Origin of the sequence: Bradyrhizobium sp. USDA 326 (genome assembly GCF_049739485.1) — a bacterium.
GTDB lineage: Bacteria > Pseudomonadota > Alphaproteobacteria > Rhizobiales > Xanthobacteraceae > Bradyrhizobium.
The window spans coordinates 3,961,610-3,986,586 of sequence record NZ_JBMGQA010000001.1; the positions used below are offsets into that span (position 1 = coordinate 3,961,610).

The following is a 24,977-nucleotide window of genomic DNA, read 5'->3' on the forward strand; positions in this document are numbered from 1 at the left end:
CCTCCGTAGATTTCTGATTTTGGTTCGGTCAGTTGAAACGGCCGCCCCGCTGGATCACCTCGATCTTGTAGCCATCGGGATCACTGACGAAGAAGAAGCGCGCCAGCGTTCGGCCGTCGTGCTTGAAATCGCGTAAGGGTCCCGGTGCGAGCTTCTCGCGCTCGAAGCGGGCATGCTCGGCATCGAGGTCTTCAACGACCACGGCGAGATGGCCGTAGCCATCGCCGAGCTGGTACGGCTCCTTGCGATCGAAATTGACCGTCAGCTCGACCTCGAACGGTGAGGAGGGGTGACGCAGATAGATCAGGGCGAAATCCGCGAACTTCAGATGGTCGGTGACCTCCAGGCCGAAGGCACGCTTGTAGAAGTCGAGCGAGCGCGCCTCCTCCAGCACGCGGATCATGGAATGGACCGGCTTTGCCATTCAGTTCAGCTCCTTGAGGTAAGTGATGATGGCGGCGCGCGTCTCTGGCCTGGCCTGCCGATAGGCCATGATCGCACCGGGGATCACGGCTTGCGGATTGGCCAGCCACGCGTCCAGCCGGGCCTCATCCCAGGTGAAGTCAGCCTTGGCGAGGCCGTCTGAAAAATGAAAGCCTTCCACCTTGCCGGCGGCCCGGCCCACGATTCGGACCAGCGGCGGACCTTGTCGCATCGGGTCCGAGAGATTGGTGGTATGGCACACCGCGCATTGCTGCTTGAACAGCGTCGCGCCATCCGGCGGCCTTGCCGCCGGCAATGGCATCTGCGCGTCGGCGCCTCGCGCCATCAGCACCATCGCGGTGCACAATCCCAGCACGATCGTGCGCATCGCCAAGAGCTTGCTCATCCACGTCAAATCCAGCGTGTGCAAACTCTAATCGGCGTCAGAGATGAGGTGGTAGTAGCGGGCTGTTTCGCAGCGAACGGAGATAGCTTGGGCCGTGTGATGTTCCAAGCCGCCTTATATGCGGAGCACAATTCCGCGAAACCGCCGTCAAATCCCTAAACGATCACCACACGATGCGCATTGCATGACGTTGCGCCGCTCGAACTCTTTACGCGATGCAATGGTCCGGTGCAGACGAGCGGCGCAAGGAGCCGCCGAGCCATTCATCGCGAAACAATCCAGGAGAAATGGATGAAGTTGGTGAAGACCTCGATGATCGCCTGCGCTCTGTCGGCCCTCATTGCGACACCTGTCCTCGCGCAAAGCGCGCCCCCCACCGCCAAGCCAGGCGGCACCGTGCAGGGCAAACCCATGCAAGGCAGCACCATGGGCAGCGGCGACGAGGAGATGAATGCTCAGACGGGCGCAGCCGGCGAGAAGACCGGCATGAAGTCGACCAAAGGCACCAGGGGCGCGGTCGGCACCACGGGCAGTGCTACGCACAAGGGAACAGCCGACGATGCCGCGACGGGCGGCGCAGCCCCGTCCAAACGTTACTAGTCTCGCCGGGTGAATCGGCAAAGCTCCGGTCGCCTCGCGGCCGGAGCTCTTTGCCGCGCCAGTTAGTCGTCGAAGCTCCGGCCGCGCCCTGCCTTGACGTCGCTGCGGCGCTTCTTGCCCTCGAGCCGGCGCTGCTTGGAGGCGAAGGTCGGTCGCGTCGCGCGCCGCGGCGTCGGCCTGATCATCGCCTCGCGCAGCATCTCCGTGAGGCGGTCGATGGCATCCTGGCGGTTGCGCTCCTGGGTGCGGAAGCGCTGCGCCTGGATCACAATGACGCCGTCCTTGGTCATGCGCTGGCCGGCAAGGCGCGCAAGCCGCAGGGCCGCGTCCTCCGGCAAGGTCAGCTTGCGCGTGTCGAAGCGCAGCTGTGCCGAGGTCGCGACCTTGTTGACGTTCTGCCCGCCCGGGCCGGAGGCGCGGACAAAACCGATCTCGATATCGTCCTCGTCGATGACGAGATTGCGGGATATCCGCAGCATGTAGGCACCATCCGTGATGTCTGGACATATCGCGGACGTTCAGGTTCGGCAATGGTGCTCATGCAAACGCAAATGGCCGGGCAGGGCCCGGCCATTCAGGACGCGCTTGGAGGAGAGATCAGTTCGACTTCGGCGTCGCAGCCGCCGGTTGGGCCGCGGCCTGCGGGGCGCGGCCCACAATGACGGTCAGCAGCCCCTGGCCCCAGAGGCGCTTGGCGGCCGCCTTGGCGTCGTCCAGCGTCACGGCGTCGACGATGGCGTTGCGCTTCTCGATGTAGTCGATCGGCAGCTTGTCCTGCTGATATTGCAACAGCGCCTGCGCCAGTTTGGAGGAGGTGTCGAGCGCCAGCATCTGCGAGCCCTTGAGGTAGGACTTGGCCTCGTCGAGCTCCTTCTGCGTCGGACCCTCCTCGGCCATGCGGCGCACTTCCTTTTCGATCGCGTCGATGGTGTCGCCGGCGCGGTCGGCACGGGTGCCGGTGTTGCCGATGAAGATCGCCGAATGCTCCATCCAGAGCAGCGATTCGAACACCGAATAGGCCAGCCCACGCTTCTCGCGGACCTCGCGATAGAGCCGGGAGGACAAGCCGCCGCCGCCGAGGATGTGGTTGACGACATAGGCCGCCATGAAGTTCGGATCGCTGCGCTTCACTCCGGGGCCGCCGAAGGTGATCACGGTCTGCGGCACGTCGAGCGTCACGAAGGTGCGTTGCGGCGGCTTTGCAGCCTCGACGTCGGGGACCGGCGTCAGATTGGCCTTGGCAGGCAGGCTTCCGAATGTGTGGTCGAGCAGCTTGCCCAGGGTCGCCGGATCGACGTCGCCGACGACCGCGATCTTCAGCCCGTCCTTGGCCAGGACGCGGCCGACATAGTCCCTCATGTCGGCGACCGTGATGGTCGGCACGCTGTCGAGGTTGCCGTTGGTCTGCCGGCCGTAAGGATGCTCGCCGAAGGCGACTTCCAGGAACTTGCGACTCGCCAGCGAGGTCGGATTGGTGGTCTCGCGGCGCAGCCCCGAGATGACCTGCGAACGGATGCGTTCGACGTCGGCGGTGTTGAAATGCGGCGAGGTCAGCGCGCTCCTGAGCAGGTCGAAGGCCTCGTCCTTGTTGTCGCGCAGCATGCGCAGGCTGCCGCGAAACGTATCGCGCGTCGCGTTGAAAGAGAGCTCGATGGCGCGGCGGTCGAGCCGTTCATGGAACGTCTTGGAGTCGAGATCGCCGGAGCCTTCATCGAGGAGGTCGCCGACCAGATTGGCGACGCCCGGCTTGTCCTTCGGGTCCTGGGACGAGCCGCCGGCAAAGGAATATTCCATCGCGATCAGCGGTACGGTTGCGTCCTGCACGAACCAGGCTTCGATTCCGCCGGGCGAGATCAGATGCTGGATTTTTGCGGCGGCATGTGACGGCGAGACAGCGGCGAGCGCGAGCATCGCGCCGCTGGCAAGGGAGAATGCAACACGTCGAAGGAAGGGATAGGTCACGAACGCTTCTCCTCGCGCTTGGCGGTAGCGGTGTCCTTGATCAGATAGCCCGTCACCGAACGCTTCTTCTCGAGCCATTTCTGCGCGACGGCGCGGACCTGCTCGGCGGTCACGGCGCGGATACGGTCGGGCCAGCTCCTGATGTCCTCGATCGACAGGCCCGTGGTCAGCGCGCCGCCGTACCAGCGCGCCAGCACCGCCTGGTTGTCCTGGGCGTAGATCGCCTCGGCAATGAGCTGGGTCTTCACGCGCTCCAGATCCTCGGCGCGGATCGGGTTCTGCGCAACGCTGGCAATGACACCGTCGACCGCCTGCTCCACCTCTGCGAAGCTGACGCCGGGTTTCGGCGCAGCGGAGATTGCGAACTGGGTCGGGTCGAGCGAGATGCTCGAATAGCTGGCATTGGCGGAGACCGCGAGCGGCTTGTCGACGACGAGTGCGCGGTAGAGATAGGAATTGCTGCCGCTGCCGATCAGTTGCGCCAGTACGTCGAGGGCCGCGCTCTCGCCGGCTGCCGCCGTGGTCGCGGAGGGCACCAGATAGTAGCGCCGCATGCTCGGCTGCTCGACGCGCGGGTCCGCCAGCGTGACGGTGCGCGGCGCGGCCGGCTCCGGTTCCTGCGGACGGACGCGGCGTGCCGGGATGGCCGGCTGCGCCGGGATGGAGCCGAAATTGCGTTCGACCAGCGGGCGGATTTCGGCGGCGTCGACGTCACCGGCGATCACCAGGATCGCGTTGTTCGGCGCATAAAAGCGGCGATAGAAGGCGAGCGCATCCTCGCGATCGAGCTTCTCGATCTCCTGGTGCCAGCCGATCACCGGACGGCCGTAGGGATGGTTGAGATAGAGCGCGGCCATGATCTGCTCGTTCAGCCGTGCGTCCGGATTGTTGGCGACGCGCATGTTGTACTCTTCGAGCACGACGTCGCGCTCCGGCAGCACGTTCTCGTCCTTGAGAACGAGGCCCGTCATGCGGTCGGCCTCGAACTCCATCATGGTCGGCAGCTGCTCTTTCGGCACCCGCTGGTAGTAGTTGGTGTAGTCGACCGAGGTCGAGGCGTTCTCGTTGCCGCCGACGCGAAGCACGGTCTGGGAGAATTCGCCGGCCGGATGCTTCGAGGTGCCCTTGAACATCAGGTGCTCGAGGAAATGGGCGAGGCCGGACTTGCCGGGCGTCTCGTCGGCCGAGCCGACCTTGTACCAGATCATCTCGGTGACGACGGGCGTGCGGTGATCGGGGATCACCACGACCTGCATGCCATTGCCGAGCGTGAAGCTGGCGGGCGGAGCCGAAGTCACCGTGGTCTGGGCGAGGGACGCGCCGGCAGACAGGACACTCGTCGAAAGCAGCGCAGCAAGGAGGCAGGCAGCCGATCGGTAAGAGGACATCATGATCCTTTTGAAAGGCCGAGCTCGGATGTCCGGCTCGGAGGCACGGCATGCTACACCGTGCGGCTGAGGCTTCGCGTCACGAAGCAGAGAACGCATCTCGTAGGCAAGTTACTGATAGGCAATTTACGACTGCGCCGGGCGCGCAGGAAAGGCGCCGGCTTCGCTTTTGTCAGGATGTCGCAGTCGGCAGGAACGCTATTGTTCCTTCTCCTTGCCGGACATGATGTCGTAGTACATCCGCCGCGACTTGTCGGGCCCGGCGCCATAAGCGTAGTTCGGCGACGGTGTCTGGTAGCCCGGCGGCGGCTCGACCAGCGACTGGCGCGGCGGCTCCGACGTGAACTCCTTGGACTCGGAGCTGTTGCCACCCTTCATCATGTTCCACAGACCGCCGGTGAAGCCGAGTTCGGCGGGGCTTAGCGAGGGGTTGCCGTTGGTGCCTGGCTGAATCGGATCGTTGCTCGTGCGGGGCGCTGCGGCGACCTGGCCGGCCTTCATCTCGGCAGGCGTCAGCGGCTGGGCGGCCTGCCAGTTCTCCGTTGCCTTGGTGGCCTTCTTGCGCGCGGCGATGGCTTCCTTGCGGCGCTTTTCTTCGGGGTCCTTGGGCCAGTTCGGCGCAGCCTTGGCTTCGGTCGCAGGCGGCGGCAGATCGAGCTTGGGCGGCACCACCAGCGGCGAGCGCTCGCGGTATTCGATGCCCTTCTTCTCCATGCTCTTGGCGCCGATGCCGGACATCAGATTGTCGATGAGCCTCTCTTCGAAGGTCATATCGTCTTCCTCGTCGTCGTCACCGGCGCGGGCCGCGCCGGTCGACATGACGAGGCCAACACCGAGCGCGACAGCAGACAATTTCAATGCCCGCCAGAACCCCCACTGGGGATCTCGCACCATCGAACCGCTGGTCTTCGAGCTGCGCATCATGTTACCTGTTCCATATCGTGGCAGATTGCCGCCCGTAAGCGGCTCTAACCCTCGCAAGAGCCGGGTTCCACCTGCCGGTCGTATCGGCCGGGATCAGGGCGCTTTTGCGGCGGGTACCCCCAGGAAGGAATCATACAATAGCGCTGCCACCCCAGCAACGATGGCCACGTCGGCGAGGTTAAACACATACCAATTATAGGTTTTTCCGGCGATCTCGATGTGGAGCAGGGCGAAATCCACCACCGCGCCATAGGCCAGGCGGTCGATGCCGTTACCAACGGCGCCGCCGATGATCAGGCCGAGCGCGACCGTAGCCAGCACGGTGTGAGAGCGGGCCATCCAGATCGCAAGCGCGATTACCGCGATACCTTTGACGGCCATCAGCGCGATCTGCGCTGCCTGGCTGTCGTTCTGGAGCCAGCCGAAGCTGATGCCGATATTCCAGGCCAGCACGAGGTCGAAGAACGGCGTCACCCGCACCGCGCCGCGACCGGCGAGATCGAACACGTTCAGGAGCCAGAGCTTCGAGGCCTGGTCGGCCACCAGCGTGATCATGGCCGCGAAGATGCCGGCGCGGAGCGGGGTCATGGGCGACCGATCAGACGCTCACGCCCAGCGCCTTCCATTCGCGTAGCGCCTTCGCATCGCGCGGGGTGACGTCGGGGTATTCGGGGTCTTCGCCGACCGTCGGCGAAATTTTCCAGGAGCGGGCGCATTTGGTGCCGACCGCCTTCTCCACCACGACGGCAACGCCGGGCACGGCATCGAGACGGAACGCCGAAGCCGGCGCCTCGCCCTCACGCACCTCGTAGTTCGAGGTGATGCAGATTTCGGCGAGATCGGTGTCGAACAGCGTCATCAGCATGTCGCGGTCGGCGACATAGATCACCGGCGATGCCTCGAGCGAAGAGCCGATGTTCTTGGCGGCGCGTTCGAGCTCGAGCGCCCCGGTGACGACGCGGCGGACGTTGCGGATCGTCTCCCATTTTGCAGCGAGCTTGTCATCACGCAGGTCTTCGAGGTCGGTCGGGAACAGCGTCAGATGCACAGACGGCTCGGCACCGGGCCGGTACATGCGCCAGCCTTCTTCCGCGGTGAAGCTGAGGATCGGCGCCAGCCATTTCAGGATCGAGGCGCACAACAGGTCGATGGTCGTCAGCGCCGCCTTGCGCGTCAGCGAAGAGGGCGGATCGCAATAAAGCGTGTCCTTGCGGATGTCGAAGTAGAACGCGGAGAGCTCGCTGTTCAGGAAGGCGGACAGGATCGCGACCACGGTCTTGTAGTCGAACTCCCGATAGGCCTTCCCGATCGCGGCGGCGCGACCTGAGAGCTCGTGCAGCATCAGGCGCTCCAGCTCGGGCATCTCGGCGGGCGCGATTGCGTCGGCCGGCTTGTAGTGATGCAGCGTGCCCAGCATCCAGCGCACGGTGTTGCGCAGCTTGCGGTAGGTCTCGACGGTGTTCTTCAGGATCTCGGGCCCGATGCGCTGGTCGTCGGTGTAGTCGCTGGATGCGACCCAGAGCCTCAGGATATCGGCGCCGGAGTCCTTGATGACGGCCTGCGGCTCGATGGTGTTGCCGAGCGACTTCGACATCTTGCGGCCGTCCTCGGCCTGGGTGAAGCCGTGGGTCAGCACGATGTCGTAAGGCGCGCGGCCGCGCGTGCCGCAGCTCTCCAGCAGGGAGGAGTGGAACCAGCCGCGATGCTGGTCCGAGCCTTCCAGATACATCACCGTGTCGGTGCCGCCGTCGACCTTGCGCTTGATGCCTGACAGGCCCGGGAAATGCACGGGGTCTTCGAGCACGAAGGCGTGGGTCGAGCCGGAATCGAACCAGACGTCGAGAATGTCGTCGACCTTCTGCCAATCCTCGCTGGCGCGTGACCCGAGGAAGCGCTCGCGCGCGCCCGTCGCGTACCAGGCGTCGGCGCCTTCCTTCTCGAAGGCTTCGCCGATGCGCGCATTGACGGCCTCGTCCTGGAGGATCTCGGCGGAGCCGTCACCCTTCTCGCGCACGAACACGGCGATTGGCACGCCCCAGGCGCGCTGGCGCGAGATCACCCAGTCCGGCCGCGCCTCGATCATGCCGTTGATGCGGTTCTGGCCAGAGGGAGGCACCCATTGCGTCACCGAGATCGCGTGCAGCGCGCGGGCGCGCAGCGTGTCGCCGCTCTTGGTCTTGCCGCCCACCGCGATGTCCTTATCCATGGCGATGAACCATTGCGGCGTGTTGCGGAAGATTACCGGTTTCTTGGAGCGCCAGGAGTGCGGATATTGATGCTTCAGCCGGCCGCGCGCGAGCAGCATGCCTCTGTCGACGAGCGCCGTGATCACGGCCTCGTTGGCATCGCCCTTCTCCCCCTTGTCGGTGATGACGCGCTTGCCGGCAAAGCCCGGCGCATGATCGGTGTAGGCGCCGTTCTCGTCGACGGTATAGGGGATCGCGGTGTTGATGCCGCGCGCGTCGAGATCGCGCGCCTGCGCCATCCAGACATCGAAGTCCTCGCGGCCGTGGCCGGGCGCCGTGTGCACGAAGCCGGTGCCGGTGTCGTCGGTGACATGGTCGCCAGACAATAGCGGCACGATGAAGTCGTAGCCGCCGCCAAGGCCCTTGAGCGGATGGGCGCATTCGATCGCGTCCATGGTGTCGCCGGGGACGTCGCGGACCTTCTCATAGGCCGTCACCCGCGCCTGCTTGAACACTTCCCCAGCGAGCGCGTCGGCGAGGATCAGGAGATCGCCGGTCTTGGTCCAATTGTCGGCCGGCGCGTCCGTCACCTTGTAGAGGCCATAGGCGATCTTCGGCGAGAACGAGATGGCGCGGTTGCCGGGCAGCGTCCAGGGCGTGGTGGTCCAGATCACGACGCTTGCGGAGGCGAGCGCACCGTGCGCGGGCGAGGTGACCGGGAATTTCACCCACACCGTATCGGAGGTGTGGTCTTCGTACTCCACCTCGGCTTCAGCGAGCGCCGTCTTCTCGACCACGCTCCACATCACCGGCTTGGAGCCGCGATAGAGCGTGCCGTTGGCGGCGAACTTCATCAGCTCACGCGCGATCTGGGCTTCGGCCGGGAAGCTCATGGTGGCGTAGGGATGGTCCCAATCGCCGATCACGCCGAGGCGCTTGAACTCCTCGCGCTGGATTCCGAGCCAGTGCGTGGCGTAAGCGCGGCACTCCTTGCGGAAATCGATCATCGCGGCGGAGTCGCGGAAGTCGGGCTTCTGCTTGCCCTTCTTGCGATAGTGCTCTTCCTCGACCTTCCATTCGATCGGCAGGCCGTGGCAGTCCCAGCCCGGCACGTAGTTGGAATCGAAGCCGAGCATCTGCTGGCTCTTGGTGACGAGATCCTTCAGGATCTTGTTGAGCGCCGTGCCGATATGGATGTTGCCGTTGGCGTAGGGCGGGCCGTCATGCAGCACGAACTTGGCGCGGCCCTTCGCAGCTTGGCGCAGCTTCTCGTAGAGGCCGATCTCGTACCAGCGCTTGAGGATCTCCGGCTCGCGCTGCGGCAGGCCGGCGCGCATCGGGAATTCCGTCTGCGGCAGGAACAGGGTTTTCGAATAGTCTTTGGCTTCGGACTTTTGCGACTTTTGCGGCTTTTCGGACATGAGGCTGACTGGCTCGGAAGGGCGCGGGAACGGATGGCGATGCGGAATCGCGGGTGAACGACGAAATCCCGGTCTTGCGCCGAGCCAAAGGCTCAGGCGGAAGCCGGGCCGCTAATCCCTATGATGCGCCGCGCAAACATGGGCTCTCCCATAGCAGGGGGCCAAGGGAAGCGCAAAGGTTCGGGTAGCCCGGTTTCAGGCTCAATCGATCACGCCCAGCCTCGGAAACGCGTCCGGGGCGGCGGCGAGGATGGCGCGGGCGCGGGCGGAATCGTCGTCCATCTGGCGGATCAGGGCCTCCAGGCTGTCGAATTTCAGCTCCTCGCGGATGAAGCCGATGAAGGCGCAGTCGAGGAGCTGCCCGTAGAGATCGCCCTTGAAGTCGAACAGGAAGATTTCCAGGAGCGGGGCGCCATTGTCGAAGGTCGGGCGGCGGCCGAAGCTGGCCACCCCGTCCAGTCGCTCGGGACCCCGGCCGACCCGCACCGCGTAGATGCCGTGCTTGAGGCCGCAATTGGCGTCCAGGCGAATATTGGCGGTGGGATAGCCGAGATCGCGGCCGCGCTTTTCGCCATGGATGACCTCGCCGGTAATGAACCAGGGCGCGCCCAGCATCGTGGTCGCGTCGTCGAGCTGGCCCTCGGCGAGGGCGATCCGGATCGCGCTGGAGGAGACGGGCCGCTCGTCGATATCGACATGCGGTTGCACGTCGACCTCGATGCCGAGCCGGGGGGCCTCGGTGACGAGAAGGCTCGGCGAGCCGACCCGTCCCTTGCCGAAATGGAAGTCGTAGCCGACCGCGATGCCGCTGACGCCGAGGCGCCCGATCAGGTCATGGTGAATGAAATCTTGCGCGCTGGTTCCGGCGCGCGCCTTGTCGAAGGTCATGACCACGGCGCCGGCCAGTCCGGTGCCAGCCAACAGCCGCAGCTTGGCCCGCTCGTCCGTCAGTCGGAATTGCGGGGTGTTGGGGCTGAAAAACCGCCGCGGATGCGGCTCGAAGGTCAACGCCAGCGCAGGGCGGCCATGCGTCCGGCCCATCTCCAGGGCTGCCGCGATCACGGCGCGATGGCCGAGATGAACGCCGTCGAAATTGCCCATGGCAACCACGGCGCCCCTCGGGATCGCGGAATCCGGCGTTGTGTCGCGGATAACGGTAAAAGGCGGAGCCATCAGGGGAAATTCTCGAACCGGGCAGGACCGGCCCGGACCGTGGCTCGACCGGCCTGATGAAGTCAAGCGGGGGGAGCGCAGACATTGAACACGATCTCAATCCTTCGGAGGCGTCCCCAATTAACGCGCTGTTTAACGCCTTGATGCTAGTCCTTGAGCCGCGGAACTGCCGGGCTCCGGCCTGGCGGGTCTGATCGTAAATTCCTGGGTATGCGTTGGGGGAGTCGAGATGGCGGTTGATTTGTCGATGCCGGTTCTGGTGGTGGATGACTACAGCACCATGATCCGTATCATCCGGAATCTGCTGAAGCAGCTTGGCTTCGAGAACATCGATGATGCCAGCGACGGTTCGGCAGCGCTGAACAAGATGCGCGGCAAGAAGTACGGGCTCGTGATCTCCGACTGGAACATGGAGCCGATGACGGGTTACGACCTCCTGCGCGAAGTCCGCGCGGATCCGAACCTCGCCACCACGCCTTTCATCATGATCACGGCGGAATCCAAGACCGAGAACGTGATCGCGGCCAAGAAGGCCGGCGTGAACAACTACATCGTCAAGCCGTTCAACGCGGCGACGCTGAAGACCAAGATCGAAGCGGTCTTCCCGGACATGGCGAGCGCGTAAGGGCCGCCAAAGCTTTCAGCTCAATTCGAAGGCCCGGGCTCGTCCCGGGCTTTTCAATTGATGCGTCATTCCGGGGCGCCGAAGGCGAGCCCGGAATCTCGAGATTCCGGGTTCAGTGCTGCGCACTGCCCCGGAATGACAGAAGCTATGCCGTCACCACTTCAATTCGCGCATCAGCGCCTTCGGCGGGTGGCCGAACAATTCCGTGACCGATGTCGGGTCGAGCTGGTCAAGACCCTCGAACTCCTCCGCATGGATGCCGCGGGTCACGAACAGGCAGTCGATGCCGAATTCGCGCGCGCCGGTCAGGTCGGTGCGAACGGAATCTCCGATCGCCAGCACCTTCCTGCGATCGATCTGATAGCCCTGCCGTTCCCCGGCGAGCGCCATGGCGCGCTCGTAGATCGGCCGGTGCGGCTTGCCATAGAAGATCACCTCGCCGCCGAGCTCGCGGTAGAGCTCCGCGATCGCGCCGGCGCAATAGATCAGCCGGTCACCGCGTTCCACCACGATGTCGGGATTGGCGCAGACCAGCGTCAGCTTGCGCTCGCGTGCCTTCAGCATCATGCCGCGATAGTCTTCCGCCGTCTCGGTTTCGTCGTCATAAAGGCCCGTGCAGACGATGTAGTCGGCTTCCCCCAGCGGCGCGGTCACGGCATCGAGGCCGCGGTAGATCGAGTTGTCGCGCTCGGGGCCGAGCCAGAACATCTTGCGGCCGGGATGCTCCGCGACATAGAGCCGGGTCAGGTCGCCTGACGATACGATCGCGTCATAGGTCTCATCGGGGACACCGAGCTTGCGCAACTGCCGCTGCACGGAGTCGGCCGGGCGCGGCGCGTTGGTGATCAGGATCACCGTACCGCCGCGGCTGCGATAGGTGTGCAGCGCCTCGCAGGCTTCTGGGAAGGATTCCAGCCCGTTATGGACCACGCCCCAGATGTCGCTGAGCACGACGTCGACGCCGCCCACGAGCTCGCGCAGGCCTTCGGCAAAATGCAGCGTGGTCATGATGCGCGCGGTCGATCAGATGCGGCGCGCGAGCGCCGCGTTGCCGGTGATGCGTTGTGGCGGAGGCGCAGAAGATGTCGCGCCTGAGCTGGGTGTGCCGGAGCCATGAGGTCCCTGAACATCTTTCGTCTGGTTCGGCGGGGCCCCGGCGGTAGCAGATGCCCCCTCCGGCCGCAATGGCCGCGGCGGCGCGAACAGGAAGCCCTGTCCGAACCGCACGTCGTAGTCGAGCAGGTCGACCACCGCGCGCTCACCTTCGATCCGCTCGGCGATCAGGTCGATGCCGAAGCGGCCGAGCAGGTCGGAGAGATCGGAGGGGTGGATGTCCGAGGTCGAGGCCTGCCTGGGATCGAGCAGCAGCGTCGCCGGAACCTTGATGAAGCGCACCCCGCGGTCGGCCAGCTCGCGCGGCTCGATGCGCAGGTCCGTGACATGGTCGATCGAGAAACGGAAGCCGCGCTGGGCGAGCGCCGCGAGATTCTCGGTCTCGGCCGGGCCGAGATTGCGGAACGTCGACTGCTTGAACTCCAGCACCAGGGAGGGCGCCAGCGCGCGGTTGGCTTCGAGGAAGTCGAGACATTGCGCGAAGGTGGTGGAATTGCCGAGCGTGGAGGCCGCGAGGTTACAGAACACGCCGACGTCCTTGTTGCGGACCATCAGGCGCCGCAGCACCTGCACGCAGCGCAGCATCACCATATTGTCGATGCGCCCGATCAGCCCGGAGGCTTCCGCGATGCTGATGAACTCCTCGGCGGCGATCAGCTGGTCACGCTCGTCGCGCAAGCGCGTCACCGCCTCGTAGAACCGCACCTTGCGCTGCGGCAGCGTCACCATCGGCTGCAGGAAGATGTCGATACGGTTCTCGTCGATTGCATTGCGCAGCATCGCCAGCAACTGGGTCTGGTTGCGTCCATTGCCGGTCTGAGCCGGGCTGGCAGGCTGGGCCTGGACGGCCGGGGCCGGCCGGGGCGGCGCGGGAAGTGGTGGAGCGGCGACCGGCTTCTCCTCGAAGGGGGCAGCCAGATCGACCGGCGTCTCTGGCTCGGACCTCGTGACCGGGGCGGGAGCCGGCGCGTTGCCGGCCAGCAGATCCTCATGGCCCGACACGGTGGTGGCAAGCTGCCTGACTAATCCGCCCAGTTCGTTGATCTCGCCAATGACCGACTGGACGCGGTCGGAGTTGGCCGAATTGGACGAGGCGATGCGGCCCTCGATCGCGGCAAGCCGGCGGCCGAACTCGGCCACCTGGCGGGCGAGGTCGGCGGTGCCCCGCGAGAGGTCGGCGATCTGGCCGCCGACGTCGCTGCGGTCGCGCAGCCGCATCGACACAGCGTTGTAGAGGATCAGGAACGTCAGCGCGGTCAGCGCCACGATCGCCGATTCCGTTCCGCTGATGCCGGCGACCGAATAGAGCACGAGCCCGAGCGAGACCGCGACCAGGACCATGCAGATGGCGATGAAGATCGTCGAAATGCGAATCATGCCGCGCGCTATGCCTTTAAGAGCTGTCTGCTTCACCCGGGAAAACACAGGTCGCGCTCGAACCCGTCACGCCTCATGCTCCCCCAAGCAATGCATGACCCTAACATCATTGTTGATTCGAGGGGATAGCGACCGTCCGGCAGCCTGTATCAGGCTCGCCGCGGCTCCCATCCGGAAATCAAGGCACTCTCAGCGTAAAATAACGCCGCTCTCAAGGCCAGCGGACCGCATGCGCCCTATCGTCCCGGCGTTTTCAACCACAGGAGATTGCCATGTCGACATCCGCAGCGCTGAAGCCAACCGCAGCCGAACCCGATCTTGCCGCCGTCAAGCAGCGCCAGCACGGCGCCTGGTCGTCGGGCGATTATGCCGTTGTTGGCACCACCCTGCAGATCGTCGGCGAACAGCTCTGTGAGGCCATCGACTTACGCGCCGGCAGCAAGGTGCTTGACGTCGCCGCCGGCAACGGCAACGCGACGCTGGCCGCGGCGCGGCGCTGGTGTGAGGTCACATCCACCGATTACGTGCCGGCACTGCTCAAGCGGGGACGCGAGCGCGCGGCGGCCGAACATCTCATGGTCGAGTTCCGCGAGGCGGATGCCGAAGCGTTGCCGTTTGCCGATGCCACCTACGACGTCGTGCTCTCGACCTTCGGCGTGATGTTCACGCCGGATCAGGACAAGGCCGCCTCCGAGCTCGCGCGGGTCTGCAGATCCGGCGGCAAGATCGGCCTCGCCAACTGGACGCCGCAAGGTTTCATCGGCCAGCTGTTCAAGACCATCGGCCGGCATTTGCCGCCGCCGGCGGGGGTGAAGTCACCGGCGCTGTGGGGCACGGCTGCGCGACTTGAAGAGATGTTCGGAAGCCAGGCTTCCGACATCGCCGCCGAGACGCGCATGTTCGTGTTCCGTTATCGCTCGCCGGACCACTGGCTCGACATCTTCAAGACCTTCTACGGGCCTACGCTGAAGGCGTTTGCCGCCCTCGACGAGAGCGGCCAGGCCGCGCTGAAGCGGGATCTGCTGGCGCTGCTCGGGGAGTTCAACCACGCCGACGACGGCACGATCGCGGTGCACAGCGAATATCTGGAAGCCGTGATCACCAAGCGCTGATGGCCCGGGATGCGGTCGGGCCGGCCGGCCCGACCGCCACAGATCAAAATGGCGCGGTGGCGCCGACCGTGTCGGCTGAAACGGCGTCCCGGGTGCCGAGCGGCTTCGGCCGCCCGGTGGTCGTGTCGCGCAGCGTCTGCCGCTCGATCTCCGAATTGAGCTCGGCGCCGAACATGATGACGATCGCCGACATCCACATCCACATCATCAGGCCGATAGCCGCGCCCAGCGAGCCGTAGGTCGCGTTGTAATTGGCGAATTCCGAGAGATACCAGGACAGCAGGGCAGAGCCTGCGATCCAGAGGAGCGCGGCGGTCACGGCGCCGAGGCTCAGCCATTGCCAGCGCGGCGCGTCACGGCTCGGCGCGAAGCGATAGAGGATGGCGAGCGCAACCAGCAGGATGATGAACAGCAGCGGCCATCGAGCCAGCGCCACGATTAGCTTGCTTTCGGGCGCCATGCCGAGATGATTGAGCGCAAGTGGGAAGGCGACGACGGCTCCCACCATCAACAGCAGCGCCAAGATGCCGCCGACGGTGAAGGCCAGCGAGACCATGTTCAGCCGGATAAAGCTCCGCTTCTCGCGTTCCTCATAGGCGACGTTGAGGGCGTCGAAGATCGCCTTGACGCCGGCATTGGCGCTCCAGATCGCAAGCAGCAGGCCGACCAGGAAGGTGACGCCGAGCGTCGTATTGCCGTTCGAGACCACGCGCGCGACCTGGTCCTCGACGATCTGGAACGAGCCCTCGGGCAGCATGGTCGCGAGCGTGTGCAGATTGGCGCTGATCGTGGCGGGATCGGCGAACAGAGCATAAGAGGAGACGAGCGCGGTGACTGCGGGGAAGAGCGCGAGCAGCCCGAAGAAGACGACGCCGCCCGCCGTCGCGAGCAGGCGGTCCTCGTCGATGCGCTGATAGGTCCGCCAGAAGATATCCTTCCAGCCCGACCAGGGAATCTCCAACGGACTTTTCGCGCGGCGGCCGCGGCCCGGCTGCATCGCCGCGCCGGCCGGGTGCGTTTCCGGGGAATTCGCTTCGCCCTTGCGGTGCTCTTGCGGAGGCCCCGGCCTCGCCAGGCCGGAATCCTGAAAGTAGCGCTCCGCGGTCAGCACGAACACTGCCGTCGCCGCCACCAGCAGCCAGGAGTCGATCTGTTCGGGGCGCCGCGCCAGCATCAGGCCTCCAGACTGTGCTTGTTGCGTCGCCGCCGGGCGGCCGTCAGCCCGACCAAGCCGACCGCCGCGAGCATCAGGCCGAGCTGCACGGGACGGTTGGCGCGGGCTGGCCAGGTCTTGATGCCGCCGCGCTCGCCCGGTGCGAGCGGCGCGAGGGGAATCGTCGTTGCGACCTCCTTCACCGCCTCCTTGACCGTTCCACGCGGGATCCGGGGCGTCGCGACCGCCACGCGCAGACGGCTCGCAAGCGGCACGATCGGCTTGGCCTTGCGTTTCATCTGCGCCATTGCCACCCCGGCACAGACCGCAGCCAGCACCAGCAGCAGGGCGCCGACGGCACCAAATCCCCAGAACTGGCCGTAAGTGATCGCGATCCAGCGGTACAGGGCGATCAGTCCGACGAAAAATGCTGCGACAACGAACAGGCCCGCGACCGCGAACAGCCCGCCGGCCATCGCGTAAGATGTCACCTTGCCGGTTGCGTGGCTGGTCTGGTCACGCAAATAGGATTGAGCGGCGCGTTTGACGTGATTGAGCTTGAGCGCCATGCCGGCGCGCAGCAATTCGCCCGATGGCGCGAGCATGCGGACACCCTCCGAAGACTACAGAATTCGTCGGGGGATGAACGTGGCGGTATTTGACTTGTTCCGACGCAGCGTGATCCGTCGTGATGAATCAAGTGAGATCGGCGGCCGCGATCCAGAATACCTCGCCCTCGGACTCTTCGGTGTCCAGCCAGAGCAGCGGCAGTTCCGGAAAGGCTTCGTCGACCAGTTCGCGGCCGCGGCCGACCTCGCAGATCAACCCGCCATGCGGCGTCAGGTGATCGGGCGCATCGCGCAGGATGCGGCGCACCACGTCGAGACCGTCGGCGCCGCCGTCGAAGGCGAGCTTCGGCTCGGCCCGGCACTCCGGCGGCAACGCCGCCATGCCTTCGGCATCGACGTAAGGCGGGTTGGTGATGATCAGGTCGTATCTCCTGCCGCCGAGCGGGGCGAACAGGTCGCCGCGATGGAGGCTGATGCGGTCCTCGAGCCCGTATTCGCCGACATTGCGCGCAGCGACCTCGAGCGCGCCCTTGGAGATGTCGACGGCGTCGATGGTGGCGTTCGGGAAATGATGCGCAGCGAGGATCGCAAGGCATCCCGAGCCCGTGCAGAGATCGAGCACGTGCTCGACGGCCGTCGGGTCGTCGATCAGCGATCCGGCCTCGCCGTCAGCGCCGAAATGCGACTCCAGGAGCTCGCCGATGAAGGAGCGCGGAACGATGACGCGCTCGTCGACATAGAAGGGCAGGCCGCGCATATAGATCTTGTTGACGAGATAGGCGGCCGGTTTGCGTGTGGTGACGCGCCGATGAATCAGATCGAGGATGGTCTTGCCTTCCGCGGCGGTCACGCGGGCATTGGCGAAGCCCTCGAAATGTCCGGGATTGAGATGCAGCGGCTCGCAGACCAGGAAGACGGCTTCCGCGACCGGGTCGGTCGTGCCGTGGGCCAAGGCGAGCTTGGCCTCGACGAAACGGCTCGCCGCGTAACGGACGAAGTCGAGCAGCGTGAGAAGCTCCCCGGGCCCCACCTTCGCGAGCTTCGGCGCGGCGCGGCCGCGCGCGGTCTTTTTCGTCACTTTGGCCATCAGGATTTGGTCCAGCGCGCGGCGGCCTCGTCGTCGCGGGCGTGGGCCTCGACCCAGCCCGTGCCGGTGGCGCTCTCTTCCTTCTTCCAGAACGGCGCACTGGTCTTAAGATAGTCCATCAGGAACTCGGCCGCGTGGAACGCGGCCTGTCGGTGCTGCGAGGCGGTCAGCACCAGCACGATGTTCTGGCCGGGCATGAAGCGGCCGACGCGGTGGATCACCGTGACGCCGTTCAGCGGCCAGCGCGAGGTCGCCTCGTCGACATGGCGCCCGATCTCCTCTTCCGCCATGCCGGGATAATGTTCGAGCGTGAGCGCGGCGACCTTGGCGCTGTCCTCGTCGGCCCGGCAGATGCCGGAGAAGCTCACGACCGCGCCGATATCAGTGCGGCTGTTGGTCAGGAGTGCGATCTCGCGCGCAATGTCGAAATCGTCTTCCTGGATGCGGATGGTGACGGGGCAGGTCATGAGCCTAGCCGCCGGTCATCGGCGGAAAGAACGCGATCTCGCGGGCGCCCGCGATGGCTGCGTCTGATTTGACGTGGGCATGGTCGATCGCGGTGCGGATCACCTTTGGCTTCTCGAACGCATAGGCATAGGCCTCGCCCTGGCCAGACAGCCAGGCGATCAGCTCCTCGACGGTGCGGACGGTCGCCGGCGGCTCGATCGTCTCCTCGGCCTTGCCGACGCGCTCGCGCACCCAGGCGAAATACTTCACCTTCATCCCTCGTCCTCCTTGATGAGGTGATGGATGCCGGCGCGGAAATAGTCGTAGCCGGTGTACATGGTGAGGATTGCCGAAGCCCACAGCAACGCGAGACCGATCATCGAGACGACAGGCACGACCTCGTCGCCGGCAGGCCCCGCGAGCAGGAACCCGATCGCGACCAGCTGGACCGTTGTCTTCCACTTCGCAAGCTTGGTCACGGGCACGCTGACGCGGAGCGCAGCCAGATATTCGCGCAGGCCCGAAACCAGGATCTCGCGGCACAGGATCACTATGGCGGCCCACAGTGACCAGCCGTGGATGATGCCGTCCGCAGCCAGCATCAACAGGCACGATGCAACCAGCAGCTTGTCGGCGATCGGATCGAGCATGCGGCCGAACGCCGATTGCTGATTCCATATCCGCGCGTAATAGCCGTCAAGGTAATCAGTCACCGCGGCGCCGATGAAGATGGCCACTGCGACCCAGCGCAGCCAGAGCGGCTGATCCAGAATCGACTGTGCATAGATGCATCCGACCACGACCGGGATCGCGGCGATCCGGCCGTAGGTCAGGATGTTGGGGAGGGACATCGCGCGGCTGGTCGTCCCTCGTGTGGTGGCGATGTTCATCCGTCCTACCAATACCGCTGCTGCCTGAACGTCAACCGTCCCGCGCCCCAAATGAGGTGCGGACACGACGTTCATATGACTGCGGTCCCCCTTTAGTTCATCCCGGCTGGGGATGGAAATACTCGAAAATCCTTCGGGCGCTCTCGGCGCTCACCCCCGGAACCTTGCCGAGATCGGCGATCGAGGCCCGTTCGATCTCCTTCAGGGTCCCGAAATGATGCAGCAACGCACGTTTGCGTGACGGGCCGATGCCCGGAATCTCCTGCAAACCGGCCTCGCGGATGTCCTTCTTGCGCAGCTTGCGGTGCGAGCCGATGACGAAGCGGTGGGCCTCGTCGCGCAGGCGCTGAATGAAATAGAGCACGGGATCGCGCGGCTCCAGCTTGATGGCTTCGCGTTCCGGCATGAACAGGGTCTCACGGCCGGCATCCCGGTCCGGTCCCTTCGCGACCGACATCAGCGAGACCTGGGTCAGGCCGAGATTTGCAAAGATCTCCCGGACCGCGTTGAGCTGTCCGCGGCCGCCGTCGATGATCACGAGGTCGGGCCATTGCGGGAAGTCGTCGTCCTTCGCCTTCGCGGCACCCTCCTCGGGCGGATTGATCAGGCGCTTGAAGCGGCGCTCCAGCACTTCGCGCATCATGGCGTAATCGTCGCCGGGCGTCAGTCCTTCCGACTTGATGTTGAACTTGCGGTACTGGTTCTTCACGAAGCCGTCGGGTCCCGCGACGATCATGGCGCCGACCGCATTGGTGCCCTGGATGTGGCTGTTGTCGTAGACCTCGATGCGCTTTGGCGGGTGCGGCAGGTTCAATGTCGCGGCCATGGCGTCCAGCAGGCGGCTTTGCGTCGCGGTGTCCGCGAGCTTGCGGCCGAGCGCCTCGCGCGCATTGGTCAGCGCGTGGGTGACGAGCTCCTTCTTCTCGCCGCGCTTGGGCGCCGCGACCTCGACCTTGTGGCCGGCCTTGATCGACAGCGCATCGGCGAGCAGCTCGCTCTCCTCGATCTCGTGCGAGAGCAGGATGTTCTTCGGCGGCGGCTTGTCGTCGTAGAACTGGGCGAGGAAGGAGCCGAGCACCTCTTCCGGTGTGAAGGTCTTTTCCGCGCGTGGGAAATAGGCGCGGTTGCCCCAGTTCTGGCCGGTGCGGAAGAAGAACACTTCGACGCAGGAGAAGCCACCCTCCTGGTGGATGGCGAACACGTCGGCTTCTTCCACCGTGCGCGGATTGATGCCCTGCTGCGACTGGATCGCCGAGAGTGCAGCAAGGCGGTCGCGGTAGAGCGCGGCGCGCTCGAATTCGAGCTCACTGGCCGCCTTCTCCATCTCACCGGCAAGCTCCCGCTTCACCGCATGGCTTTTGCCGGAGAGGAAGTCGGTCGCCTCGCGCACCAGTGTCGTATAACCGGGAAAATCGATCTCGCGGGTGCAGGGGCCGGCGCAGCGGCGGATCTGGTAGAGCAGGCAGGGCCGGGTGCGGCTCTCGAAGAAGGAATCGGTGCAGGAGCGGATCAGGAAGGCGCGCTGTAGCGCGGTGATGGTTCGGTTGACCGCGCCCGCGGAGGCGAACGGGCCGAAATAGCGCCCGGGCCGGCTCTGCGCGCCGCGATGTTTCAGGATCTGCGGCGCCCAATGGTCGCCGGTGATCAGGATATAGGGAAACGACTTGTCGTCGCGCAGCTGCACGTTGAAGCGCGGCCGTAATTGCTTGATGAGGTTCGCCTCGAGCAGCAGCGCCTCGGTCTCGGTGCTGGTCGAGACGATCTCCACCGTGGCGGTCGCGGCGATCATGCGCAGGATGCGGGCCGGTAGCGGCGCACTCTGGCGTGCATAGCTGGACAGACGCTTTTTGACGTTCTTGGCCTTGCCGACATAGAGCACGTCGGAACTCGCATTGAGCATGCGATAGACGCCGGGCGAGGTGGGGGCGAGCCGAACCGCGCGTTCGATCGCCTCGTGGCCGGTCGCGAGCGGGCCTTCGGCGACGGCGCCGCTCTCTTCCAGGATATCAGGCAGCCGCGCATCGTCCTCGTCGTCGCCGCTTGCGCTGGCGGGATCGAGGTCGGGCGGCGCCGTCGTCTCCTGTTGGATCTCCCGGGGCGGGGCATCCGGTGCCGTGCCGCGCCGGAATTTGCGCGCGCGTGCGTCGTCCGGATTGTCGGTGGAATCGTGAACCATGGGACGAATTTAGGGGTTGGGGGTGCTGATTTGAAGTTCCGGCTCTGCCGCACGCACAGGTCCCGGTAACGCTTCCTTAAGTCTGTTAAGAGCGCAGTAACCGGACTTAACAGCCCTTTAACTTAAAACTCTCGATAAATCCTACGCGAAAAGTTCTTGGTTCCGTAACCATGCGACAGGCCGGCGCGGCGGCGCAGGCGTCGCGCGGGTTGCAACAGTTGCGTTGGAGTGAGTGATGAAGGGGCTCGTTGTGGGCGCGGCCGCGTTGGTTGCAGCCGGCTGGACGGCTTCGGCAGAGGCCGCCGATCTCAATTATGGGCAGCGTGCGCCTTATACCGTCAACCAGCCCGCTCAATGCCTATAGCTGGGCAGGTCCCTATCTCGGCGGCAACATCGGTTATGAATGGGGCTCGGTGGACAACAACCCCTCGAAGCCGTCGGGCTTCGTCGGCGGCGTGCAGGCCGGCTACAATTTCCAGAACGGCCCATGGGTGTTCGGTGTCGAGGGTGACATCCAGGCCGCCGGCGCCGACGACACCTTCGCTCCGTGGAAATTCTCCAATCCGTGGTTCGGCACCCTGCGCGGCCGCGCAGGGTATGCGTTCAGCAACGTGCTGTTCTACGGCACCGCCGGACTTGCGTTCGGCGAGCTGCATGGGGAAACCTTCGGCTGGACGGAGTCGCACACCACCGCGGGCTGGACCATTGGTGCCGGCGCGGAAGTGGGCCTCGTGCCGAACTGGAGCGTGAAGCTCGAATATCTTTACATCGATCTGTCCACGAGTCAGTTCGCAATTACGGGCGTGTCAAACGGCTACAGCGCCAGCATTGTCCGCGCAGGCGTGAACTATCACTTCTGACGTCTCAAGAAGAAAATTCCGGACCAGCCTCCCGGCCGCTCACGGCCGGGATTTTTTTGCGCCAGGCTGGCTAGAGCCTTTCCCGTTCCGATGGAATCGGACGGGGCTCTGGATTCTCGTTTGACGCGTTTTTGCCGCGAACCGATGTCCACTTCGCGCGAAAACGCTCTAGGAGAGGATCACCAGATTGACCGCCTTCGGTCCTTTCCCCTTCTTGTCCGGTTCGACTTCGAAAGTGATACGCTGTCCTTCGGCAAGGTCCTTCAGTCCCGCCCGCTCCACAGCGGTGATGTGAACGAAGACGTCGCGACCGCCGTCGTCAGGCTTGATGAAGCCGTAGCCGCGCTCGCCGTTGAAGAACTTGACCGTTCCCGTCATGGCCATCGGGAAACTCCCCCTCATTGCTCCTCCGCCGCGACGCAGACTCACGTCGCGACATGACCGGGCCTTACGGAGCCCGGGAGCTGGCCATCCTTGGACGGACCATCGGTCCGTCCGGATCTTTCTTAGGCCTTCACTCCGCCGCAACCATTCGCGGAAGCGGAACGTAAAGCCAGTCACGGAAACAGCATAATACGGTTCTTCGCGGATTGACTACCGTTCCTGCATATTTTTCCCAAGAATGCCGGAGTGTTACGGCTTGGCTTTAAGGCTTGGGCACTTCCAATCGGAATCTGGCAGCTCCGCCCTGGCCGAGCGGCATTTCCAGTTCGGGCAGGATGGTCTTGAGCTCGCCTTGCAGCGTGTAGGGCGGATTGACGATCAAAAGCCCGCTCGATGTGAGGGGCCCGCCATCGACTTGCGGCGCAGCACTGAATTCGAGGCGCAGGCATTTTCCCGGCGGTTTTGCTGCGGCTGCGAGCCGCGCCACAAACTGCGCCAGCGTGTCGGTGGCGCGTCGGCTCTTGGCGGGATACCAGATTACATAGATACCGGTCGGCCATTTCGCGAAGGCTGTCGAGAAGGCTTGGCCCAGCCGTTCGAACTCGTCCTTGGCTTCGAAGGGCGGGTCGATCAGCACGAGGCCGCGCCGCTCCTTCGGCGGCACGAAGGCCGGCAGTGCCACCCAGCCGTCGAGATCGACCACGCGGGCCTGTTCGTCGCGGCGCAGCACGTCGATCAGCGCTTTCCGCGCCTTCGGCTCGAGCTCGCAGGCGACAAGCCGGTCCTGCGGCCTGAGCAGGCCGCGCGCAATCAACGGCGAGCCCGGATAGGCCTTGAGCTCGCCCTTCGGATTGAAGGCGCGGACGATGTCGAGATAGGGCTTGGTCAGCGCCGCGGTCTCGTTCGACAGGCGCGCCTGCAGCAGTCGCGCAATACCGGTCAGCCATTCGCCGCCCCGGCGGGCCTCGTCGCTGTCGAGATGGTAGAGGCCGGCGCCGGCATGGGTGTCGATGACGCGGAACGCCGCCGGCTTGTCCTGCAAGTAGGTGAGGATGCGCGCCAGCACGATGTGCTTGATGACATCGGCGAAGTTGCCGGCATGGAAGGCGTGACGGTAGTTCATGGCGGAGAGTTACGACATCGCGCGATGAAAGTAACTCCCGTCATTCCGGGGCGGTGCGCAGCACCGAACCCGGAATCCATCTGTCAGCAGTGTTTGTGGCGAGATGGCTTCTCGGATGCGCAACGGCGCATCATAGTTCGCGCTTCCGCGCGCCCCGGAATGACGAACTCTACCCGCCCCTGATCGGCGGCATCGTCACCTGGTCGCGGCGGCAGGCGCGGCGCTCGAACTCGTCACAGGCGCGGAATTGCAGGTCCTTGCTGAGGCAGATGCGGACCTCGGACAGCCGTGTCCGGTTGCAGGTGACCGAGACGCTGGCATTGCTGAGGCCCGGATTGGCCTTGATGAAGGCCTCCTCGACCTCCGCCGGCGCCACGGTCTTGGCCTCCGACAGATCGAGATAGTCGGCCGGGATCTTGATCGCGGCACGCGCCTTCCGGATCGTCTCGAAATAGCTGCGGCCCTCGAGCCCGGAGCAGGTGCCATGCTTGTCCCATTCGTTGAAGATCAGGCCCGGCGCCGGCATCAGATCGAGCATCGAGGACACGATGTTGCGGTTCAGCCGCGGCGCCGGCCGCTGGCAATATTCCGGAAAGCCGTTCTCATATTGCGGCCACAGCCCATGCACCACGAAAGCGTAGGGCCGTCCGCCGCATTGAATCTGGGAGCGGCCGCCGCGCTCGGCCGCCTCCTCGCAGAACGAGGGCGACCACGACAGCGCGAGCACATAGAAATCGAACTCGCCCGGTGCGTTCTGGCGCTTGTCCTGCGCCTTCGCGCCGCCGGCGAGCGTTGCCAGCCCGGCGGCGAGGGTCAGCGAGATCATCAGACGGGACAACGAACGCAATCTGGAATGAAACATGACGACGCCCCTCAACTAGACTGTGCATACAGCCTAGCAGGCAACGAGAACATTTCAAGAACAAAATCCACGCGGCTGTCGTCTGACGGCTGACCAGCCGAATCAGGCGTTCTTCGGATCAGGGCTTGGCGGCGCGGCAGGCCGGATTGTAGGCCCAGTTGCGATCGAGTCCGACCACGCACCATTCGACACCGTCGCCGTAGCCGGCAAAGCCGCCATCCTCCATGATCGAGAAGTGCACCTTGCGCACCTTGCCGTCAGTGAGCAGGGCGTCGCCGGTGCAAAAGCGGCGCGGAATGTTGTCGGACTGCCAGGGTCGGAACGCGACCTCGCGAACGCCGGAGAAGCCGGTGATCTTCAACGAGGAATTCCAGAACGAGCTTTCCTTCTCCCAGAACTGGGTGGCGATCGTCGGCAGGGCCTTGTCGCAATCGACGACGGCGCCGTCATAGCGCGGCCCGCTCAGCCAGAAATTCAACTCGAGCGGATTGGCGGCCCTGGCCTCGCCGAGCGACAGTGCCCCGAACATGAGGCCGAGCAGGGCGGCAAAGCGGAACGACTTCGGGGAGGGCGCGCGCATGATCAATCCGACAGCTAAGGTCTTGCGAAGGTCGGACGGTGCCGCGAAGGCCGGGGGAGGTCAAGTGCAGCGCGGCAACACTTGGCCAGGAGTTGACCAGGATGTCGCGGCCAACAGGGCTTCGGTTCTTTTCACG

At 64.9% G+C, this 24,977-nt stretch carries 25 protein-coding genes and 1 pseudogene; 4 read left to right on the forward strand and 22 right to left on the reverse strand.

The window, feature by feature from the left end:
* Positions 1 to 28: 28 nt before the first annotated feature.
* Both ABIG06_RS18590 and ABIG06_RS18595 read right to left on the reverse strand, forming a co-directional pair.
* Positions 29 to 424, reverse strand: coding sequence for a VOC family protein (locus tag ABIG06_RS18590; protein ID WP_124160355.1), 396 nt, complete (start codon positions 422 to 424; stop codon positions 29 to 31).
* A complete protein-coding gene (locus ABIG06_RS18595) occupies positions 425 to 811 on the reverse strand; it encodes a c-type cytochrome (RefSeq protein WP_199751520.1) in 387 nt (128 codons plus the stop codon).
* Between the two features lie 309 nt (positions 812 to 1,120).
* Here ABIG06_RS18595 and ABIG06_RS18600 point away from each other — a divergent pair, with 309 nt between their 5' ends.
* Positions 1,121 to 1,429 (forward strand): hypothetical protein, encoded by a 309-nt coding sequence (locus tag ABIG06_RS18600; RefSeq protein WP_124160357.1) that lies wholly within the window; start codon positions 1,121 to 1,123, stop codon positions 1,427 to 1,429.
* 62 nt (positions 1,430 to 1,491) lie between these two features.
* Here the strand turns inward: ABIG06_RS18600 and arfB are convergent, their stop codons facing one another.
* From arfB to ABIG06_RS18635, 7 genes are all read right to left on the reverse strand, one after another.
* Positions 1,492 to 1,908, reverse strand: a complete 417-nt coding sequence (gene arfB / locus ABIG06_RS18605; RefSeq protein WP_028176613.1) for an alternative ribosome rescue aminoacyl-tRNA hydrolase ArfB — start codon at positions 1,906 to 1,908, stop codon at positions 1,492 to 1,494.
* A gap of 118 nt (positions 1,909 to 2,026) precedes the next feature.
* Positions 2,027 to 3,391, reverse strand: coding sequence for a M16 family metallopeptidase (locus ABIG06_RS18610; RefSeq protein WP_370138081.1), 1,365 nt, complete (start codon positions 3,389 to 3,391; stop codon positions 2,027 to 2,029).
* Positions 3,388 to 4,782, reverse strand: a complete 1,395-nt coding sequence (locus ABIG06_RS18615; protein ID WP_370138083.1) for a M16 family metallopeptidase — start codon at positions 4,780 to 4,782, stop codon at positions 3,388 to 3,390. The genes ABIG06_RS18610 and ABIG06_RS18615 overlap by 4 nt, the downstream gene beginning before the upstream one ends.
* A 195-nt stretch (positions 4,783 to 4,977) precedes the next feature.
* Positions 4,978 to 5,700: a hypothetical protein gene (locus ABIG06_RS18620; protein WP_199751521.1), complete on the reverse strand. Its 723-nt coding sequence runs from the start codon at positions 5,698 to 5,700 to the stop codon at positions 4,978 to 4,980.
* Between the two features lie 96 nt (positions 5,701 to 5,796).
* Positions 5,797 to 6,291, reverse strand: a complete 495-nt coding sequence (gene lspA / locus ABIG06_RS18625; RefSeq protein ID WP_124160361.1) for a signal peptidase II — start codon at positions 6,289 to 6,291, stop codon at positions 5,797 to 5,799.
* Positions 6,292 to 6,301: 10 nt separating this feature from the next.
* Positions 6,302 to 9,310, reverse strand: coding sequence for an isoleucine--tRNA ligase (gene ileS / locus ABIG06_RS18630; RefSeq protein WP_370138084.1), 3,009 nt, complete (start codon positions 9,308 to 9,310; stop codon positions 6,302 to 6,304).
* Between the two features lie 201 nt (positions 9,311 to 9,511).
* The gene (locus ABIG06_RS18635) at positions 9,512 to 10,483 is read right to left on the reverse strand and encodes a bifunctional riboflavin kinase/FAD synthetase (protein ID WP_370138085.1); all 972 of its coding nucleotides are present in this window, start codon (positions 10,481 to 10,483) and stop codon (positions 9,512 to 9,514) included.
* A gap of 229 nt (positions 10,484 to 10,712) precedes the next feature.
* On the opposite strand from ABIG06_RS18635, the gene ABIG06_RS18640 reads away from it, so the two are divergent.
* Positions 10,713 to 11,108, forward strand: a complete 396-nt coding sequence (locus ABIG06_RS18640; protein WP_008567674.1) for a response regulator — start codon at positions 10,713 to 10,715, stop codon at positions 11,106 to 11,108.
* A 153-nt stretch (positions 11,109 to 11,261) separates the two neighbouring features.
* On the opposite strand, the gene ABIG06_RS18645 is transcribed toward ABIG06_RS18640, so the two are convergent.
* Positions 11,262 to 12,116, reverse strand: a complete 855-nt coding sequence (locus ABIG06_RS18645) for a TIGR01459 family HAD-type hydrolase (RefSeq protein WP_370138086.1) — start codon at positions 12,114 to 12,116, stop codon at positions 11,262 to 11,264.
* A 15-nt stretch (positions 12,117 to 12,131) separates the two neighbouring features.
* Positions 12,132 to 13,598 (reverse strand): EAL domain-containing protein, encoded by a 1,467-nt coding sequence (locus tag ABIG06_RS18650; RefSeq protein ID WP_370138087.1) that lies wholly within the window; start codon positions 13,596 to 13,598, stop codon positions 12,132 to 12,134.
* A gap of 272 nt (positions 13,599 to 13,870) precedes the next feature.
* Between ABIG06_RS18650 and ABIG06_RS18655 the strand changes: the two genes are divergently transcribed.
* Entirely contained in the window at positions 13,871 to 14,710 is an 840-nt protein-coding gene (locus tag ABIG06_RS18655) for a class I SAM-dependent methyltransferase (RefSeq protein ID WP_370138088.1), read from the forward strand.
* 43 nt (positions 14,711 to 14,753) lie between these two features.
* Here ABIG06_RS18655 and ABIG06_RS18660 read toward each other — a convergent pair whose 3' ends face one another.
* From ABIG06_RS18660 to uvrC, 7 genes are all read right to left on the reverse strand, one after another.
* Positions 14,754 to 15,884: a YihY/virulence factor BrkB family protein gene (locus ABIG06_RS18660; RefSeq protein ID WP_370138089.1), complete on the reverse strand. Its 1,131-nt coding sequence runs from the start codon at positions 15,882 to 15,884 to the stop codon at positions 14,754 to 14,756.
* The gene (locus ABIG06_RS18665) at positions 15,884 to 16,468 is read right to left on the reverse strand and encodes a phage holin family protein (RefSeq protein WP_124160368.1); all 585 of its coding nucleotides are present in this window, start codon (positions 16,466 to 16,468) and stop codon (positions 15,884 to 15,886) included. The genes ABIG06_RS18660 and ABIG06_RS18665 overlap by 1 nt, the downstream gene beginning before the upstream one ends.
* 91 nt (positions 16,469 to 16,559) lie before the next feature.
* Complete coding sequence (gene prmB / locus ABIG06_RS18670; RefSeq protein ID WP_370138090.1) at positions 16,560 to 17,519, reverse strand: 50S ribosomal protein L3 N(5)-glutamine methyltransferase; 960 nt, start codon at positions 17,517 to 17,519, stop codon at positions 16,560 to 16,562.
* On the reverse strand, positions 17,519 to 17,986 hold the full coding sequence (locus tag ABIG06_RS18675) for a molybdenum cofactor biosynthesis protein MoaE (RefSeq protein ID WP_370138091.1): 468 nt from the start codon (positions 17,984 to 17,986) through the stop codon (positions 17,519 to 17,521). The genes prmB and ABIG06_RS18675 overlap by 1 nt, the downstream gene beginning before the upstream one ends.
* 4 nt (positions 17,987 to 17,990) lie before the next feature.
* The gene (moaD, locus tag ABIG06_RS18680; RefSeq protein WP_027565391.1) at positions 17,991 to 18,242 is read right to left on the reverse strand and encodes a molybdopterin converting factor subunit 1; all 252 of its coding nucleotides are present in this window, start codon (positions 18,240 to 18,242) and stop codon (positions 17,991 to 17,993) included.
* A complete protein-coding gene (pgsA, locus tag ABIG06_RS18685; protein ID WP_060734879.1) occupies positions 18,239 to 18,856 on the reverse strand; it encodes a CDP-diacylglycerol--glycerol-3-phosphate 3-phosphatidyltransferase in 618 nt (205 codons plus the stop codon). The genes moaD and pgsA overlap by 4 nt, the downstream gene beginning before the upstream one ends.
* 97 nt (positions 18,857 to 18,953) lie before the next feature.
* Positions 18,954 to 21,032 carry an excinuclease ABC subunit UvrC gene (gene uvrC / locus ABIG06_RS18690; protein ID WP_370138093.1) on the reverse strand — a complete coding sequence of 693 codons (2,079 nt, stop codon included), beginning with the start codon at positions 21,030 to 21,032 and terminating at the stop codon, positions 18,954 to 18,956.
* 235 nt (positions 21,033 to 21,267) lie between these two features.
* Here uvrC and ABIG06_RS18695 point away from each other — a divergent pair.
* A pseudogene (locus tag ABIG06_RS18695) lies at positions 21,268 to 21,892 on the forward strand (outer membrane protein).
* A 168-nt stretch (positions 21,893 to 22,060) separates the two neighbouring features.
* On the opposite strand, the gene ABIG06_RS18700 reads toward ABIG06_RS18695, so the two are convergent.
* The 4 genes from ABIG06_RS18700 to ABIG06_RS18715 form a co-directional block, all read right to left on the reverse strand.
* Complete coding sequence (locus ABIG06_RS18700) at positions 22,061 to 22,276, reverse strand: cold-shock protein (RefSeq protein WP_008544396.1); 216 nt, start codon at positions 22,274 to 22,276, stop codon at positions 22,061 to 22,063.
* 262 nt (positions 22,277 to 22,538) lie between these two features.
* On the reverse strand, positions 22,539 to 23,399 hold the full coding sequence (locus ABIG06_RS18705) for a 23S rRNA (adenine(2030)-N(6))-methyltransferase RlmJ (RefSeq protein ID WP_370138095.1): 861 nt from the start codon (positions 23,397 to 23,399) through the stop codon (positions 22,539 to 22,541).
* A 169-nt stretch (positions 23,400 to 23,568) separates the two neighbouring features.
* Entirely contained in the window at positions 23,569 to 24,261 is a 693-nt protein-coding gene (locus ABIG06_RS18710; RefSeq protein WP_124160376.1) for a ribonuclease T2 family protein, read from the reverse strand.
* Between the two features lie 118 nt (positions 24,262 to 24,379).
* Positions 24,380 to 24,841, reverse strand: coding sequence for a hypothetical protein (locus ABIG06_RS18715; RefSeq protein ID WP_124160377.1), 462 nt, complete (start codon positions 24,839 to 24,841; stop codon positions 24,380 to 24,382).
* Between the last annotated feature and the right edge of the window lie 136 nt (positions 24,842 to 24,977).

Coding starts and splice junctions, on each gene's coding strand:
- ABIG06_RS18650 (WP_370138087.1), bottom strand. CDS start 13,598: ATGATTCGCATTTCGACGATCTTCATCGCCATCTGCATGGTCCTGGTC.
- ABIG06_RS18590 (WP_124160355.1), bottom strand. CDS start 424: ATGGCAAAGCCGGTCCATTCCATGATCCGCGTGCTGGAGGAGGCGCGC.
- ABIG06_RS18715 (WP_124160377.1), bottom strand. CDS start 24,841: ATGCGCGCGCCCTCCCCGAAGTCGTTCCGCTTTGCCGCCCTGCTCGGC.
- ABIG06_RS18655 (WP_370138088.1), top strand. CDS start 13,871: ATGTCGACATCCGCAGCGCTGAAGCCAACCGCAGCCGAACCCGATCTT.
- lspA (WP_124160361.1), bottom strand. CDS start 6,291: ATGACCCCGCTCCGCGCCGGCATCTTCGCGGCCATGATCACGCTGGTG.
- moaD (WP_027565391.1), bottom strand. CDS start 18,242: ATGAAGGTGAAGTATTTCGCCTGGGTGCGCGAGCGCGTCGGCAAGGCC.
- ABIG06_RS18675 (WP_370138091.1), bottom strand. CDS start 17,986: ATGACCTGCCCCGTCACCATCCGCATCCAGGAAGACGATTTCGACATT.
- ABIG06_RS18620 (WP_199751521.1), bottom strand. CDS start 5,700: ATGCGCAGCTCGAAGACCAGCGGTTCGATGGTGCGAGATCCCCAGTGG.
- ABIG06_RS18615 (WP_370138083.1), bottom strand. CDS start 4,782: ATGATGTCCTCTTACCGATCGGCTGCCTGCCTCCTTGCTGCGCTGCTT.
- ABIG06_RS18665 (WP_124160368.1), bottom strand. CDS start 16,468: ATGCTCGCGCCATCGGGCGAATTGCTGCGCGCCGGCATGGCGCTCAAG.
- ileS (WP_370138084.1), bottom strand. CDS start 9,310: ATGTCCGAAAAGCCGCAAAAGTCGCAAAAGTCCGAAGCCAAAGACTAT.
- arfB (WP_028176613.1), bottom strand. CDS start 1,908: ATGCTGCGGATATCCCGCAATCTCGTCATCGACGAGGACGATATCGAG.
- uvrC (WP_370138093.1), bottom strand. CDS start 21,032: ATGGTTCACGATTCCACCGACAATCCGGACGACGCACGCGCGCGCAAA.
- ABIG06_RS18710 (WP_124160376.1), bottom strand. CDS start 24,261: ATGTTTCATTCCAGATTGCGTTCGTTGTCCCGTCTGATGATCTCGCTG.
- prmB (WP_370138090.1), bottom strand. CDS start 17,519: ATGGCCAAAGTGACGAAAAAGACCGCGCGCGGCCGCGCCGCGCCGAAG.
- ABIG06_RS18635 (WP_370138085.1), bottom strand. CDS start 10,483: ATGGCTCCGCCTTTTACCGTTATCCGCGACACAACGCCGGATTCCGCG.
- ABIG06_RS18600 (WP_124160357.1), top strand. CDS start 1,121: ATGAAGTTGGTGAAGACCTCGATGATCGCCTGCGCTCTGTCGGCCCTC.
- ABIG06_RS18700 (WP_008544396.1), bottom strand. CDS start 22,276: ATGGCCATGACGGGAACGGTCAAGTTCTTCAACGGCGAGCGCGGCTAC.
- ABIG06_RS18705 (WP_370138095.1), bottom strand. CDS start 23,399: ATGAACTACCGTCACGCCTTCCATGCCGGCAACTTCGCCGATGTCATC.
- pgsA (WP_060734879.1), bottom strand. CDS start 18,856: ATGAACATCGCCACCACACGAGGGACGACCAGCCGCGCGATGTCCCTC.
- ABIG06_RS18645 (WP_370138086.1), bottom strand. CDS start 12,116: ATGACCACGCTGCATTTTGCCGAAGGCCTGCGCGAGCTCGTGGGCGGC.
- ABIG06_RS18660 (WP_370138089.1), bottom strand. CDS start 15,884: ATGCTGGCGCGGCGCCCCGAACAGATCGACTCCTGGCTGCTGGTGGCG.
- ABIG06_RS18595 (WP_199751520.1), bottom strand. CDS start 811: ATGCGCACGATCGTGCTGGGATTGTGCACCGCGATGGTGCTGATGGCG.
- ABIG06_RS18640 (WP_008567674.1), top strand. CDS start 10,713: ATGGCGGTTGATTTGTCGATGCCGGTTCTGGTGGTGGATGACTACAGC.